Source organism: Streptomyces sp. NPDC058092, assembly GCF_042884935.1.
Lineage (GTDB): Bacteria > Actinomycetota > Actinomycetes > Streptomycetales > Streptomycetaceae > Streptomyces.
Genome location: NZ_JBHVSY010000003.1, coordinates 26197 through 42410 on the forward strand (window position 1 = coordinate 26197; position 16214 = coordinate 42410).

Genomic DNA, 16214 nt, shown 5'->3' on the forward strand with positions numbered 1-16214 from the left:
CTCCGGCCACCCGGATATCTCCGTGCCATTGACGGCCCGTCTGTCCAACCGGTGTACCCAGGCGCCCGTCCACCCCACCCGGCCCGGGCCCGCCGCGTACCCTTGCGCGGATGAACGCCACCGACCGCACCCCCGCCGACCTGCTGCGTTCCGCGCTCGCCACGGACCCGGCCCGCCCCTTGGTCACTTTCTACGACGACGCCACCGGAGAGCGCGTCGAACTGTCGGTGGCCACCTTCGCCAATTGGGTGGCCAAGACCGCCAACCTCCTCCAGGGCGACCTCGCCGCGGAACCCGGTGACCGGCTCGCCCTTCTGCTGCCCGCGCACTGGCAGTCCGCGGTGTGGCTGCTCGCCTGTTCCTCGGTCGGCGTGATCGCCGATGTGCAGGGCGACCCGGCCGGCGCCGACCTCGTTGTCAGCGGCCCGGACACACTGGAGGCCGCGCGCGCCTGCCGCGGCGAGCGGGTCGCCCTGGCGCTGCGCCCGCTGGGCGGCAGGTTCCCGCAGACGCCCGAGGGTTTCGCGGACTACGCGGTCGAGGTGCCGAGCCAGGGCGACCGGTTCGCCCCGTTCGCCCCGGTGGACCCGGACGCTCCCGCACTGGCGGTGGGCGGCGGCGAGCTGACCGCGGCGCAACTGGTGGCGCGGGCCCGCGAGGATGCGGCCGCCCTCGGCCTGACCGCCGGGTCGCGGCTGCTGACAGGGCGTACGTACGACACCTGGGACGGCCTGAGCGCGGGGCTGTTCGCGCCGCTGGCCGCCGGGGCTTCCGTGGTCCTGTGCCGGCACCTGGGACAGCTGGACGAGGGCGGTCTCGCCAAGCGCGTCGAGAGTGAACGGGTCACCAACAGCACGGTATGACAAGCGCCCTGAGGATCACTCGTCCGGCCCACAGCGGGCCGAGTCCTCGGGGCTGCGCATCAACTCCGGTACATCATCGGCGGTACAGACCACTCGGGACACAACCAAGCGTGAGGTTCAGCCGTCTACTCCTGCGACCGGCGGCCCAACGCGCCGCCGAACGTGAAGGATGGACGCAGACGTGAGCGAAAGCGCCGGACCGCCGGACGACTCCGACGACTCGGCTGCGGGCCAGGGCACGTCGCAGGCCGGGGACGCCTCCGGCGCCGGCCCGGAGCCCCTCACCGGACACAGGCACCACTGGCTTCGCTGGACCGCGCTCGGCGTCTCGCTCGTCGTCCTGGTCGCGGCGGGCGGCGGCTGGTGGCTGTACCGGAAGCTCGACGGCAACATCAGGACCGACACGTCCGCGGCGGCCGAACTCAAGGCGTACGAGCGGGAGCGGCCCGCCACCGTGGTGCACAACGCGGAGAACATCCTGCTCATCGGCTCCGACAGCCGGGCGGGTGACAACCGCGAGTACGGGCGTGATGACGGCGGCAGCCAGCGCTCCGACACCACGATCCTGCTGCACCTCGCCGCGGACCGCAAGAGCGTCACCGCGATGTCCCTGCCGCGCGATCTGATGGTGCAGATCCCGGTCTGCCACACAGCGGACGGCAAGGCCACGAAGAAGCAATTCGCCCAGTTCAACTGGGCCTTCGAGTTCGGTGGCACCGCCTGCACGGTCCGTACGGTCGAGAAGCTGACCGGCGTCCGGATCGACCACCAGATGGTCGTCGACTTCAACGGCTTCAAGGACATGGTCGACGCCGTGCACGGTGTCGAGGTCTGTCTCAAGAAGCCGGTCGACGACCCCGACGCCCATCTGAAGCTCCCCGCCGGACGCCAGAAGCTCGACGGCGAGCAGGCGCTGGGGTACGTACGGGCCCGCAAGTCCATCGGCAACGGCAGCGACACCGAACGGATGGACCGCCAGCAGCAGTTCCTGGGCGCGCTGGTCAACAAGGTGCAGAGCAACGGCGTGCTGCTCAACCCGACCCGTCTCTACCCGGTGCTGGACGCGGCCACCAAGGCGCTGACCACGGACCCGGGTCTGGACACCCTCAAGGACCTGTACGAGCTGGTGCGCGGTCTGCGCGACGTACCGACCGACAAGGTGCAGTTCCTGACCGTGCCCCGGCAGCCGTACACCGCCGACCCGAACCGGGACGAACTCGTACAGCCCGACGCGGACCGGCTCTTCAAGCGGCTGCGTGAGGACGCCCCGGTCGCCGTCGTCCCTGCGGACCGGCTCAAGGACGGCAAGGGCGGCGCAGATGACAACGGGAAGAACAACGGGAAGAACAATGCCCCGGCCGGCACACCGGGCGCCGCGGACCCGAGTCCCACACCGACCTATTCGGGCAACAACGCGGCGGCGGACCTGTGTAAGCAGTAAAGCAATTCCCAAGCAGAAGCCGGTGATCGGCGTGTAATGAGCAGAATGACCAGTTGTAAGGACCGTGGAATTTGTCACGCTCGTCGCTCGACGCCGAACTGGGCCGATAGTGTGACGCGATCCGGTGCTTCCGGCCGCCAGGCCGCGCACTTCCGGAGCGAAAGATCGAGCGCCTGATCGGGGGAGGCGCCTCGCGTGGCACCGACGGAGGACTCAAGCAACCGTGGATGCGCAAAGCCGTGGGCGGTCGGACGATATCGACCCCGCAGACCAGTGGGTTCTCAATCCGCATACCGGTGATTACGAACTGCGACTGAATAATTCCGGAGGGGATTCGGCCGGTGCTTCCCAGGCGCCGGGACCACGCATCCCGCGTCGCAGAGAGCCGGGCCGCGACGGCGACGGCGGGCGCAGAAACACGTCCCGTGACGGCAGTGGCGAGCGCCGGGGGCAGTCCCGACGCGACGGGCAGGGGTCCGGTCCGCGCCGCGAGGTGCCGGGGCAGCGCGGGCGCCGTTCGGCCAATGCCCCGCGCGGTCAGGAGGGTTCCGGCCGCGGCGATACGGCGGGCCGCCGCAGCCGCAAGGCCCCCAAGGCGCGCCGCAAGAAGGCGCTGCTGTGGACGGGCGGCACGATGGCCTTCGTACTGGTCGGCCTGTCGGTGGGCGGATACGCGCTCTACCAGCACTTCAACGGCAACCTGAGCACCGTCGACGTCGGCAGCGCCGGCAACAAGAACGTCGTCGACGCCAACGCCCCGGTCAACATATTGATCATCGGGACCGACAAGCGCACCGGTAAGGGCAACGAGGGATACGGCGACAAGGGGAGTGTGGGCCACGCCGACACCAACATCCTCTTCCACGTCTCCCAGGACCGCACCAACGCGACGGCGCTCAGCATCCCCCGCGACATGATCACCAACATCCCGGACTGCACCACCAAGCAGCCGGACGGCTCGGAAAAGGTCATTCCGGGGACACAGAACGTCCGCTTCAACGTCAGCCTCGGCCAGGACGGCCGCGACCCGGGCTGCACCATGCGTACGGTCGAGGAGATCACCGGCCTGAAGCCCGACCACTTCATGATGGTCGACTTCAACGCGGTGAAGGAGCTGTCCACCGCGGTCGGCGGAGTCAAGATCTGTCTGGCCAAGCCGGTCAAGGACAAGGACTCGCACCTGGACCTGCCGGAGGGTGAGCACAAGATCCAGGGCGAGGACGCCCTGGCGTTCGTACGGACCCGGCACAGCTTCGGCAACGAGAGCGACCTGGACCGGATCAAGGTCCAGCAGCAGTTCCTCGCCTCGATGATGCGGCAGATGCAGTCGGACGCCACCCTGACCAGCCCGACCAAGCTGTACAAGCTGGCGGACGCGGCGACCAGCGCGCTGACCGTGGACACCGGCATCGGTTCGCCGAAGAAGCTGGCCTCGCTGGCCCAGGAACTCGGCAAGGTCAACACCAAGAACATCACCTTTACGACGGTGCCGGTGCTGGACAACCCGGCCGAGAAGGTCCGTGCCACCGTCGTGCTGAACACGGCCAAGGCCGACCCGCTGTTCGCGATGATGCGCGAGGACACCTCGCTCACCGAGGTGAAGGCGCAGAAGAAGGCCGCGAAGAGCAAGCAGGACGCGCTCCTCAAGGGCTCCAAGGCCGCCGCGGCCGACGTACGTGTCGATGTGTACAACGGCGGCAAGGTCGACGGTGGCGCCCAGAAGACCGTCACCTGGCTGCAGACCGAGCAGGGCGTGCTCAAGTCCACGAACAAGGCCAACGCCCCGGCGAAGACCGACAAGACGACGCTGGAGTACGCACCGAACCAGGCGGACCAGGCCCGTGCGCTGGCCGCGATGATGGGCCTGCCCGGCTCGGCCCTGAAGCAGGGCACCACGGACGCCGAAGGGCTCCAGGCGATGGTGCTGACCCTGGGCGCCGACTTCAAGGGAGCGGGCATCCCCATAGCGGGACCGGCAAAGGTGCCGGACGGCATTCAGCAGGCAAACGCCGACAAGGCAGAGTGCGCCAAGTGACACCGGGTCACTGCGCCAAACCACGAGTCTGAGCAACAGGGGGGTCCTGGTGGGACGGAGCAGTACGCCCGGGGAGGGGACGCGACCACGCGTCCGGCACGCCGGCCAACTCGGCTGGGACGACGCGCTCTACGAGGACGCCCCGGAGAAGGGGCCGGACTCCGGCGCGTCCGGCGGACGGTCCGCCCCGGCGGACAGCGGCCATCGGCGCGGCGGCCCCAAGCGGCACGGCAAGAAGGGCAAGCGCCGCGTGCTGCGCTGGGTCGCCTCGGTCCTCTCGCTCGTCATAATCGGCGGCGCCGTCGCCGGATACCTCTATATCGAGCACCTCAACGGGAACCTCAAGAAAGAGGACCTGAACATCGGCGACAAGCAGATGGCCGAACACAAAGCCAATGCCGCCGGTCAGACCCCGCTGAACATCCTGCTCATCGGCTCGGACGCGCGGGACTCCAAGGAGAACCAGAAGCTCGGCGGGGCCAAGAACACCTTCGGGGCGCCGCCGCTGGCCGATGTGCAGATGCTGCTCCATCTCTCCGCCGACCGCAGCAACATGTCGGTGATCAGCATGCCGCGCGACACACTGCTGAAGATCCCGAAGTGCACCGACCCGAAGACGAAGCACGTCTACCCCGCGACCACCGGCCTGGCGATGACCAACGAGACGCTCGGCCGCGGCGGTCCCGGATGCACCGTGGCCGCCTGGTACGAGCTCACCGGCATCACCATCGACCACTTCATGATGATCGACTTCGCCGGTGTGGTCTCGATGGCCGACGCGATCGGCGGCGTCCCGGTCTGCGTCAAGGGCAATGTCTACTCCCACACGCGCGAGGGCAAGGGCTCGGGGCTGAAGCTGGAGGAGGGCACCACCAAGATCAAGGGCAAGCAGGCCCTCCAGTGGCTGCGGACCCGCTACGGCTTCGAGGACGGCACCGACCTCGGCCGCACCCACGCCCAGCACATGTACATGAACTCGATGGTCCGTGAGCTGCGCAAGGGCACCAAGCTCACCGACCCGGGCAAGCTGATGGGGCTCGCCGATGCGGCGACGAACGCGCTGACGGTCGACAAGGGCGACAAGGGCCTCGGCAGTGTCAAGAAGCTGTACGACCTCGCGGAAGAGCTCAAGAAGGCCCCCACCGAGCGCATCACGATGACGACGATGCCGAACGTCTACGGGACGGGCGTGAACCGGGAACGAGTCCTCCCGAAGCCCGTCGACGCCGATCAGCTGTTCCAGATGGTCCGCGACGACGTCCCGCTCGACGGCAAGGCGTCCAAGCGCAAGGCCCCGGTCGCCAAGAAGCCCACGGCACCCGCCGCCGAGATCCCGGTCAGCGTCCGCAACGGAACCCGCACCGACACCGAGTACCCGGTCAAGGGCCGCGCCTCGACGGTCAAGGGACTGCTCGCCGGGAAGGGCTTCACCCAGACCGCGGTCGACACGCAGAACACCGACGCGGCGGCACGGACCGGGGTGCTCTTCCCCAGCGTGGACATGGAGGGCAATGCCCAGGCCGTGGCCAAGGCGCTCGGAATTCCGCTGACGGCGGTGAAGAAGTCGACCGCGGTCTCCGGCATCACGCTGACCGTGGGTGCCGACTGGCGCGAGGACGGGGACTACTCCGCGCCGAGCGCCGCGGAGAAGACTCCGGAGAGCGCCCGCGCCCTGAACGGCGACGACGAGGGGGCCTGCATGGACATCCAGCCGGGCTTCGGCTGGTAGCGCAGGACCGGGCACAACGCACGGTGGGGGCCTTCCGACGCATCGGAAGGCCCCCACACCGTGTCGGCGGCTATACGGTGACGGCCGGGCGCCGGCTGGCGATGACCTTCTTCGCCAGCGAGCGCGGGCTGGTCAGGAAGCCGTACCCCCATGACATGTGCATCGTCGCGAGGGCCACCGGGATCTGCGCCCGCGCCCTCAGCGACAGGCCCTTGCCCGCCGGGAGGGACCCGGCGACGATCGCCGCGACGTACCCGGCGGGGACGACGAACGCCCACGGGGTGACGGCCGCACCGGCCACGATGCCCGCCGCGATCGCGCAGACGGCGGTCGGCGGCGCCAGGTAGCGCAGGTTGATCGAGCCGGAGTGGTAGCGGGCGACGACGTGCCGCCAGCGGCCGTAGTCCTTGTACTGCATGGCGAGCGCCCTGACCGAGGGCCGCGGCCGGTACTGCACCTTCAGCTCGGGCGAGAACCAGATCAGACCGCCCGCCTCGCGGATGCGGAAGTTCAGCTCCCAGTCCTGGGCGCGGATGAACTCCACGTTGTAGCCGTCCGCCTTCTCCAGTGCCTCACGGCGGAAGACACCGAGATACACGGTCTCCGCCGGACCCGCCTGGCCGCCGGTGTGGAAGGCCGCGTTACCGACGCCGATCTTCGACGTCATGGCCGCGGCCACGGCGTCCTCCCAGGCGTTCTCGCCCTCGGCGTGCATGATGCCGCCGACGTTTTGCGCGCCCGTCTCCTCCAGGAGGCGGACGGCCGTCGCGATGTAGTCGGGCGAGAGCATGCCGTGGCCGTCGACCCGCACGACTATGGGGTGGCGGGAGGCCTTGATCGCGGCGTTGAGCGCTGCGGGGGTGCGGCCGGTCGGGTTCGGGACGGTGTGCACCCGGGGGTCCTCGCGCACCAGCTCCGCGGCGATCTCGTCCGTACGGTCCGTGGAGGGGCCCAGCGCGATCACCACCTCCATCTCACCTGCGTACTCCTGCTCCAGGATGTGCTGGACGGAGTTCCTGAGATGGCGTTCCTCATTGAGCACCGGCATGATCACGGAGACGGCGGAGTGCTGCGCGGCAGACATGGTGGTCCTCGGGTGGTCCTCGGGGGCGCCAGGGGTTCGCACCCCACCAGGCGTCGATATTCGGCCGCCACGTTACCGCGAATGGGGGACCCCGGCGCGCGCCACCGGGTCGCGTCCCGGAGTGCAGATCGTATGGGCCTACTGTGCGAACGGTCCCCTTTGCACCGCGGAGGTTCCCCCCGTGCCCAGGCCGCACCCCTCCCCCCGTTCGCCGCGCTCCCGCGCAGTTCCGCCGCAGCGCAGGTCCAGAAGGCAGGACGAACGGCCCCGCTGGGGCATGCGTGTGGTGACCGGTATCTCCGTGCTGGTGCTCGGGGCCGGCGGGATCGGCCACGCGGTGGTGACCAGCCTGGAGACCGGGATCAACCGGGTCGACCCGTTCAAGGACATGAAGAACCGCCCCCGGGGCGGTTCTGGCATGAATCTGCTGCTGGTGGGCACCGACGGCCGCGACCGGATCACCCCGCAGGAGAAGGCGAAGTACCGGCTGGGCGGTACGCCGTGCAACTGCACCGACACGGTCGTGCTGGTGCATCTGTCGGCGGACAAGGAGCGCGCGAGCATCGTCTCGCTGCCCCGCGACAGCTACGCCGAGGTCCCCGAGTACAAGGACCGCAACACCGGCGAGACGCACGCCGTCCACGCGCTGAAGCTGAACGCCGCGTATGCCGAGGGCGGGCCCGGTCTGACCGTGCGGACCGTCGAGCACCTGACGGGCATCAAGATCGACCACTACCTGGAGGTCGACTTCACCAGCTTCATGAAGACGGTGGACACCCTGGGCGGGGTGCAGATCTGCGCGACCGGGCCGCTGAAGGACTCGTACACCGGTCTCGACCTCGCCGCGGGTACCCATGAGCTGAACGGCGGGCAGGCGCTCCAGTACGTACGCTCCCGGCACGTCGACGGGGCCGCCGACCTGGGCCGGATGCAGCGCCAGCAGAAGTTCCTCGCCGCACTGATCCAGCAGGCGACCGGCAGCGGTGTGCTGCTGAACCCGGTGAAGTTCCGGGACGTCGCCTCGACGATGCTGAGCTCGGTCCGGGCCGACAAGGGATTCGGTACGGAGCAGATGCTGGAGCTCGGCCAGGCGATGCGCGGCTTCTCCCCCGCCTCGTCCGAGTTCACCTCCGTGCCGCTGGGGAACGTCGCGTACCCGGTCAAGGGCATCGGTTCCACGGTCAAGTGGGACGAGGCGAAGTCGAAGAAGCTCTTCCAGGCGCTGCGCGACGACAGGCGGCTCTCCCCGGAGCGGCCCAGCGGGCCGAAGGCCGTGCAGGTCGATGTCGCCCCGCAGCAGATCCGGGTCCAGGTCTACAACGGGACCCCGAAGGACGGCCTCGGCAAGACGGTCGACGACGGACTGCACGCCACCGGTTTCGACACCACGCGCGCCCCGCTGAACGGGGAGCCGCGCAATCTCGCGCACACGCTGATCACGTACGACCCCCGCTGGGACCGGTCCGCGAAGTCCCTGGCGGGCGCGTTGCCCGGGGCCGGGCTGCGCGCGGTGCGGGGGCAGGGCCCCATGATGAAGGTGACGGCGGGCGCGGACTTCGAGAAGGTGCGGCGGGTGCGGGGCAAGGAGACGAGCCGGGGCGAATTCGACGCGGTCACGGGCGACCAGGTGGCCTGCCCGTGACCGCGGGCGAATTCGGCTCGATCCGGCCCGGCAGTGTGTCCGGGTTTCCCAAGGCCTCTCGTTCGGCTCATGCCGGACTCGCGTGTCCCGGCATGATCCGGCCTGATCCAAACGGAAGACCCTAGGCGTCGATGCCGTCCGCCACGCGCTTCTCGCGCAGTTCCTTGATCGCGCGGCGTCGGGCGAGGCGGTGGGTGCGCCGGATCTGCGCCTCCTGGTAGCGCCGCTTGTCGCGCTCCGTCTCCGGGATCACCGGCGGTACGCGGCGCGGCTTGCCGTCCGCGTCGACCGCGGCGAACACCAGGTACGCGCTGCCGACCTGCTGGGCGGGGGTGGATTCGTTCCACCGCTCGGCCATGACGCGGACGCCGACCTCCATCGATGAGCGGCCGGTCCAGTTCACCTGGGCGCGGACGTGAACGAGGTCACCCACGCGGACCGGCTCCAGGAAGACCATCTCGTCCATCGAGGCCGTCACCGCGGGTCCGCCGGAGTGCCGGCCGGCCACGGCGCCCGCCGCGTCGTCGACCAGCTTCATGATCACGCCGCCGTGCACCGTGCCCAGCAGATTGGTGTCGCTGCCGGTCATGATGTGGCTGAGGGTGGTCCGGGAAGCAGCGGTCGACTTGCCCGGAATGTCGCCCTCCGGGCGCGGGGCCTGATCTGTCATACCGTCCACCTTATGCGGGGGCTTCCGGACGGCCGCAATGCATCAGCTTCGCAACAGCCGTGATGCGATTTCCCGCACCCCCTGTAAGAGCGGTGCGCCCGGCCTGCACACTGGATCGCATGAACGATTGGCCCGAGGGCTGGACCGACGACGACCGCAGCGGCAACCGCTACGGGCAGGGCAGCGACAGCGACCGGCCCGAGAGCCCCCGCGTGATGCGGCATGTCCAACGGCGCCCCGCGCCGCCGCAGCAGCGCCCCGCACCGCCCCGCCAACGGCAGCCGGAGCCGCCGCAGTATTCCGGCGGCTACAACGACAGCGCCGAGTACAACAGCGGTTACAACACGGGCCAGGTCTACGGCGGCGGTGGCAACGGTGGCGACCGGGGCAACGGTCACGGCGGCGGCCGGGGCGACGGCGGTTACATCCAGGGGCGCCCGGCACCCAACTGGGGCCGCCGCATAAAGATAGGCACGCTGTCCCTGGTCGTCGTGGTGCTCGCGGTCTCCATCGGCACGTACTTCTGGGCCGACTCCAAGCTCAAGCGCGAGGTGGACCTCTCCAAGGTCATCGAGCGGCCGAAGGCAGGCGACGGCACCAACTACCTGATCGTCGGTTCCGACAGCCGCGCGGGTATGACGGCCGAGGACAAGAAGAAGCTCCACACCGGCTCCGCCGCGGGCAAGCGGACCGACTCGATGATGATCCTGCACGACGGGTCGAACGGGCCGACGCTCGTCTCCCTGCCCCGTGACTCGAACGTCGAGATCCCCTCGTTCAAGGGCTCCGACTCCGGCAAGCTCTACCCGGGCCGCGGCCGCTTCACCAAGCTGAACGCCGCGTACGCCATGGACGGTCCCGAACTCCTCGTCCGTACCGTCGAGTTCAACACCGGGCTGCACATCGACCACTACGTCGAGATCGGCTTCGGCGGCTTCGCCAAGATCGTGGACGCGATCGGCGGGGTGGAACTGGACATCCCCAAGGGCTTCAAGGACAAGAAGTCCGGCGCCGACTTCAAGGCGGGCAAGCAGACGCTGAACGGCGAGCAGTCGCTGGCCTTCGTCCGCACCCGGTACGCGTTCACCGAGTCGGACCTGGCCCGTACGAAGAACCAGCAGAAGTTCCTCGCGGCGCTGGCGAGTCAGACGGCGACGCCGTCCACGATCCTCAACCCGTTCAAGCTGTACCCGACGATGGGCGCCGGCCTGGACACCCTGATCGTGGACAAGGACATGTCGCTCTGGTCCCTGGGACAGATGTTCTTCGCCATGAAGGGCGTCACCGGCGGTGACGGCACGTCGATGAACATGCCGATCTCGGGCTCCACCGGCGGCAATCTGGTCTGGGACAAGGCCAAGGTCAAGCAGTTGGTGGACCAGCTCAACAACGACGAGAAGGTCACCGTCACCGGCAACTGACGGCAGGCGGCGGCAGACACGAGCAGGGCTCGGACGGTCCGCCGTCCGAGCCCTGCTCCATGTCGGGCGCGGGTCCGGGAGACCCGGCCCGTCCGACCGCGCCACGCCCTCGGCCCGCCCTTCCCGGATCCGCCACTCGCCGAGCGCTCGGTGAGCTTGTCGACGTCGGTCATGGACGTGGAAGGTACGCCACAGGGCTGCTTACGCGACCGGTAGCCGGAGTCCGTCGGTCGGGGCCGAGCGTGGCGCGCGGGCCGGCCCCGAGGGGTCGGCCCGCGCTGTTTCACGGAAACAGGGTCACGAGGTCTTCTTCAGCGTGAAGTTGCCGGTCGTCGTCTCCCCCTTCTTGAGCTTCACAGTGGTGACCACCGGCTGGTAGCCGTCCTTGGCCACGACCACGGTGACCGGGTTGTTGCGGCTGTCGAACCACAGACCGAAGGTGCCGTCCTTGGCGGTCCGCAGGGTGTAGCTCGTCGTCGAGGCGTTGATCTGGATGGTCGCCCCGGCCAGTGGCGCGGTGCCGCCCTTGCCGTCGGCGCCGAGCACGGTGCCGGCGTACTTGCCCCAGTCCTTCGGCGGGTTGACGTGCATCTTCACGTCGACCGGGACACCGGCGTACGGGGTGTCGGTCTGGACGGTCAGCGCCGCGGTGTAGTCGCCGGGCTGGGTGACCTCGGGGACCGTGGCGTCCAGGCCGACGGTGATCGTGGTGCTCTCCCCGGGCTGGAGTGTCACCTTGTCCTTGCTCGTGGACAGCCAGCTGACATCCGAGGACTCGCCGCCCTGGTCGTAGCCGGGCAGCACCTCGACGGTGGACACCGGCGGCGTCGAGCTGCCGCCGGGGTTGCCGCCGACCTTGTAGAAGCCGGAGGAAGCACCCACACGGTAGACGCTGGTGTTGGCGTTGGGCAGGGCGGTCCAGCTGCCGGTGCCCGGGTCGAAGGCGTAGCCCTGGTTGGTGATGTCGGCGCTGTTGTTGGCGACACCGCTGGAGACCAGCAGCTTGCCGTTGCCCACGCTGTACGCCGAACCCCACAGGTCGGCGGGCATGTCGGCGACGGGCGACCAGCTGTCGGCGCCCGGGTCGTAGACGTAGGCGTGCTTGGTCGAACTGGTGCCGCTGTTGCCACCGGCGCAGTAGAGCTTGCCGTCGATGCCGCCGCAGGACTGCCAGGAGATCGGCTCCGGGTAGGAGGCGATCTGGGACCAGCTGTCCGACGACGGGTCGTAGACCGTGGCGTCCGTGGTGCCACAGCTGCTGGTGCAGCCGCCGACGACGTACAGCTTGCCGCCGAGCACCGCGCTGCCCGAACCGGCGTACGGCTTGGGCGAGGACGCCTTGGTGGACCAGCTGTTCGACGCCGGGTCGTAGACCTCCAGCTTGGCGTCGGGGTCGCCGCTGGCACCCCAGCCGCCGACCACGTACAGCTTGCCGCCGATGAAGCCGTGGGCCGGGTTGCCCTCGCGGGTGTCGGCCGCGGAGGCCAGCTCGGTCCAGGAGCCACTGTCGGGGTCGTAGGCGTACAGCGCGTTGGTGTCCTCGCTGCCCGTGTAGCCGAAGGCGGAGTAGACCTTGCCGTCGTAGACGGCGACCGCGTTGTCCTGCACAGCGGTCGGCAGGTTGGCCACCGGCTGCCAGGCGTCACCGGCCGCGTTGGCCGCCGGAGCCGCATCCGAGGTCTTGCCCTTGCTGAGGGCCAGCGGGGAGTAGTTGCCCTTCACCAGGTTGAGCGGCGCGCCGCCCTTGACCTGCTGGGTGAAGCCGCCCGGCTGCTCGCCCAGGGTGAGGCTGGCAGGCGCACCGCCGGTGTTCTTCACCGTCAGGTCCTGGGTGGCCTTCTTGCCCCACTCGACCGTCTTGTCGATCGAGCCGGGGGTGAACGCCAGCTTGCCGGCCTTCAGGCTGAAGTTCGCCTTGTTGGTGCTGTCCGCCGCCACGTCCACCGACTTGTCCAGGTCGGCGTAGTGCGACTTGGAGGCAGTGAAGGTGTGGCTGCCGGTCTTGGAGGTGAACATCCAGTAGAAGCCGCCGCCGAGCGCCGGGTCGTCCGGGGTGGCCGCGGTGATGGCCTTGTCCTGCGGGGCGTCGGTGTTGACGACAGTGGCGCCGACGACGGCGTCGTCGGTGTTGGCGTCCTTCACGGCACCGGCCACCAGGCCACCGTTGACAGGCTCGTAGGACCGCTTGCCCACGAACACGTTGTCGAGCTCCCACCAGTAGCCGTAGCTGCCCGTGAAGTGGAACCGCAGCTGCACGCCGGGCTTCCCGGCGTAGTCGGTCAGCGGAAGCTCGACATGGGCAGGGCCGGTCAGGGTGGTGGTGCGGTCCCAGATGTTGGTCCAGGTCACACCGCCGTCAGTGCTGACGTCGATGTTGCCGGTCTGGTTGGTGTAGCTCTTGTAGTCGGTGTCGAACTCCAGTTGGGGGCTGTCGTTGCCGGTCAGGTCGATGACCGGCGTGATCAGCGAGCTGTCCTGCTTCTTGCCGCTGCCGATCTTGTCACTGTCGACCATGGCGAAGGCGCCGGAACCACCGGTCTTGTTACCCCGCTTACCGAAGTCGTCGAAGGACCAGCCGCCGGTGGTGCCGTCGGCGTTGACCACGCTCCAGCCCTCGGGGGCGCCGACGGTGGAGTCGAAGGGCTCGGTCGGGCCGGACCGCTTGACCTGGTAACCGGGCGCCGTGGCCGCCTGGGCATCCACCGGGACCGCCGCGTTCACGGTCTGCGCCGCGTCATCCACGGTCACCTGCTTGGTGACCGCCTTGTAGCCGGGGTACACGGAGGTGAAGCGCAGGGTGTAGTCGGCGCCCTGCGGCAGGTCGACGCTGTACGCGCCGGTGTACGGGTCGGTGAAGACCGGGGCGCCGGGCACGTCATCGATGGTGATCTTCGTATAGAGCGGCCAGCCGTGGCCGGAGCCGTCGGTCACCTTACCGGTCACGGTCTGGTGGGCCACCGCGTCCAGCGCGAAGTCGGTCGTGACGGTTCCATCGTCGACGACGACGCTGTAGGCCTTCTTGGGCGCGTACCCGTAGGCGTACGCGGCCATTTTGTAGGTGCCGGGCGGCACCGTCAGGCTGTAGTGCCCCTGGGCGTCGGTGGTCGACCGGTAGATACCGGCTACGACGGAGGCGCCGGAAAGCGCCTTGCCGGAGCTGTCGGTGACGGCGCCGGAGATCTCGCCGTGCGAGCCGACTTGGAAGGCGGCGAGACTGCCCCCGGGATGCGTCGCGGTGGCGGCGGTGCCCGAAGCGGCCGCGGTGCCGGTGTCAGCCTGGGCTGCGGGCAATCCCGCCGCCATGACGACGACGGCCGCCGCGGTGAAAGCGGCCAGTCGCGCGGAGATCGTCCGCGCGGTCGGTCTGGAATACCTCGAAGTGCGCAATGTGTGACTCCCATGTTGCTGAGCTGGGGTCGACCCGTGCGCTGGTTCTCGGTCGACAGCAGATGGATTCATCCGCCGCGACAACTAAACATCGTTGCCATGTTCTCGACAAGACGGCCTCCGGGGTGGGCGGATACACGACATAATGTGACTCTTCCCCAACGCGTGGCTCCCCTGCTACCGCCTGCTCCTGAGCGTCGCCGCCGTCATCCCGGGCATCGCGCCTCCGACCCCCGCGGAACACTGCCGGCGCGGCAGCGGTGGAAAAGAAGGTGCTCCTGCCGCGCGCGACATCCTGCCGTCTCACGTAGCCAAGAGGGGTATGCGCGGGGATAACGGAACAAGAGAACAGGCGGGGCCGAGTGAAATCAGCACAGGAGGATCAGTACCTGGAGTTCGTGGCCGCGAGGGCGAAGGCGCTGTACCGCTCGGCATACGTCCTCACGGCCGGCGACACACATCTTGCCGAGGACCTGGTCCAGGAAACCCTCAGCCGGGTGTACGTGCACTGGAAGCGGGTGGCCAGAGCGGACAGCCCGGCGGCCTACGCCCAGACGGTTCTGTTCCACTGACAGCCCGTCCGGGACTGGTGCAGGATCACGAGAACGGCGGGCTCGTCACGGGAGGGACGCCCGCCGGCGAGGCTGTCCAGGATCTGGCTGGAAACGGACCGCACCCCGTTCATGGCTTCCTGCCAATCTCGCAGCTCGGCCTCGGCCCTGGGGCCGGTTGGCCGAGAGACTCGGACACCGGCTTCTTGTCCCAGAAACAGGGAGAAGTGACGCCGACGCTCAGCTGACCGCCCAGCCCCATTGCCACCTGCATGCGGAAGTCATCCGGCTTGCTTCTCAAATTGGCCGCAACCACTCGACGTTCATACTCTGGCGCAGCATCAACGGCATGTCCGGCCTCCTTCCAATTCTCGAAGACCTTCCGGACCACGTTCTTTGCATCGTCTCGCGGAATCCCCTTGAGCCAGTAGTTCCGCGTTAGGGTGACACGGTCCTCGGACCCGCCGTCACTGGGTTCCTGGCAGGATTTCACACCTCCACCGAATGACTCCAGACGTGGCTCGGGACTCACTCCACGGATCGCTTCTTGAATCAAGTCTTCAGCCGCTTGCTCGGCCTTACTCATGTCCATTCTTGCGCCTCCACGTTCAGCAGTGGGGCTTCTCGACGCATCAGGCCCTACCGACTCACCCTCACTGCCTGCCGACATGGACATCCTGACCCGCTGGCTCCTCCATGCCCCCACTGCCTCATGCGTCGATGAGCTCTTCGACGAGCAACACCCGGCGCTGTGACTCCGCTCCGGGTTCGTGCCCGTCCGGAAGCCCCCGGACCCATGTAAAGAGACCCGGCGGCCACTGATCGCTCAGCTCGCCAAAGTGCCCTGGTGGAAGTACATGCGCCAGCCCACTTCCGTCAGACGCCACACGGAGCTCCGCCATGCTCGGCGCCCGCTGTGGTCGGCGAAGTACGTCAGGTGAACGATGCCGGGAGCGAGTACGACCCCTGACATATCGCTGACCTTGACCGGAGCTTCGGGGGCCACCGAACCGTCACTTGTCACCGCGAGAATCGACGTCGCGTCCCAGCGCCGTCCCGACGCTCCGATCTCGAGGAAGTCCGGGTCCAGGAGCTCCGTGACCAGGGCCCGCGAAGCACGCAGGTCAGGGTCGAGAAGCCGCATCTCCGCCTCAATGGCCGCTTGAACGGCCCGCTCACTCTCGTCTGCCATGCACAGACCCTACGGACGTTCCTCGTCACGTCACAGCGAATAATTCACGCAACGCAAGCAGCGACACCGGCGATGACGTCGTCTCCCGTCAACATTTATGGCTGGGTTGATCACCAACTCCCTCCGGTGTCCTGACCGTTCTCACCGAAGCCAGTCGCCATCTCATCCAATCCAGTCCGGGTGGAGGCCCGAGGGGCAT

Annotated in this window: 11 protein-coding genes and 1 pseudogene; 7 read left to right on the forward strand and 5 right to left on the reverse strand. The window is 68.5% G+C overall.

Features of this window, described 5'->3' with window-relative positions; translation table 11 throughout:
* The first annotated feature begins 110 nt into the window (after positions 1–110).
* The 4 genes from ACFVV1_RS06195 to ACFVV1_RS06210 all read left to right on the forward strand — a co-directional run bounded on the left by ACFVV1_RS06195 (position 111) and on the right by ACFVV1_RS06210 (position 6068).
* Positions 111–863: a TIGR03089 family protein gene (locus ACFVV1_RS06195; RefSeq protein ID WP_389985247.1), complete on the forward strand. Its 753-nt coding sequence runs from the start codon at positions 111–113 to the stop codon at positions 861–863.
* A gap of 181 nt (positions 864–1044) precedes the next feature.
* Positions 1045–2304 (forward strand): LCP family protein, encoded by a 1260-nt coding sequence (locus ACFVV1_RS06200; RefSeq protein WP_389985250.1) that lies wholly within the window; start codon positions 1045–1047, stop codon positions 2302–2304.
* Positions 2305–2527: 223 nt separating this feature from the next.
* Positions 2528–4339, forward strand: coding sequence for an LCP family protein (locus ACFVV1_RS06205; protein WP_389985253.1), 1812 nt, complete (start codon positions 2528–2530; stop codon positions 4337–4339).
* Positions 4340–4388: 49 nt separating this feature from the next.
* Positions 4389–6068: an LCP family protein gene (locus tag ACFVV1_RS06210; protein WP_389985256.1), complete on the forward strand. Its 1680-nt coding sequence runs from the start codon at positions 4389–4391 to the stop codon at positions 6066–6068.
* Between the two features lie 70 nt (positions 6069–6138).
* On the opposite strand, the gene ACFVV1_RS06215 is transcribed toward ACFVV1_RS06210, so the two are convergent.
* Entirely contained in the window at positions 6139–7152 is a 1014-nt protein-coding gene (locus tag ACFVV1_RS06215; RefSeq protein WP_389985259.1) for a glycosyltransferase family 2 protein, read from the reverse strand.
* A gap of 277 nt (positions 7153–7429) precedes the next feature.
* Between ACFVV1_RS06215 and ACFVV1_RS06220 the strand changes: the two genes are divergently transcribed.
* Complete coding sequence (locus tag ACFVV1_RS06220) at positions 7430–8794, forward strand: LCP family protein (protein WP_389985262.1); 1365 nt, start codon at positions 7430–7432, stop codon at positions 8792–8794.
* A 121-nt stretch (positions 8795–8915) separates the two neighbouring features.
* Here the strand turns inward: ACFVV1_RS06220 and ACFVV1_RS06225 are convergent, their stop codons facing one another.
* Positions 8916–9464 (reverse strand): acyl-CoA thioesterase, encoded by a 549-nt coding sequence (locus tag ACFVV1_RS06225; protein ID WP_389985265.1) that lies wholly within the window; start codon positions 9462–9464, stop codon positions 8916–8918.
* Positions 9465–9583: 119 nt separating this feature from the next.
* Between ACFVV1_RS06225 and ACFVV1_RS06230 the strand changes: the two genes are divergently transcribed.
* The gene (locus ACFVV1_RS06230) at positions 9584–10885 is read left to right on the forward strand and encodes an LCP family protein (protein ID WP_389985268.1); all 1302 of its coding nucleotides are present in this window, start codon (positions 9584–9586) and stop codon (positions 10883–10885) included.
* A gap of 297 nt (positions 10886–11182) precedes the next feature.
* Here the strand turns inward: ACFVV1_RS06230 and ACFVV1_RS06235 are convergent, their stop codons facing one another.
* The gene (locus tag ACFVV1_RS06235; RefSeq protein WP_389985271.1) at positions 11183–14188 is read right to left on the reverse strand and encodes a carboxypeptidase regulatory-like domain-containing protein; all 3006 of its coding nucleotides are present in this window, start codon (positions 14186–14188) and stop codon (positions 11183–11185) included.
* 446 nt (positions 14189–14634) lie between these two features.
* Here ACFVV1_RS06235 and ACFVV1_RS06240 point away from each other — a divergent pair.
* Positions 14635–14835 (forward strand): annotated as a pseudogene (locus ACFVV1_RS06240) (sigma factor); the annotation flags it as partial.
* A gap of 118 nt (positions 14836–14953) precedes the next feature.
* Here ACFVV1_RS06240 and ACFVV1_RS06245 read toward each other — a convergent pair.
* Positions 14954–15415, reverse strand: coding sequence for a hypothetical protein (locus ACFVV1_RS06245; RefSeq protein WP_389985274.1), 462 nt, complete (start codon positions 15413–15415; stop codon positions 14954–14956).
* A 234-nt stretch (positions 15416–15649) separates the two neighbouring features.
* A complete protein-coding gene (locus tag ACFVV1_RS06250; RefSeq protein WP_389985276.1) occupies positions 15650–16015 on the reverse strand; it encodes a DUF4440 domain-containing protein in 366 nt (121 codons plus the stop codon).
* Positions 16016–16214: the final 199 nt, after the last annotated feature.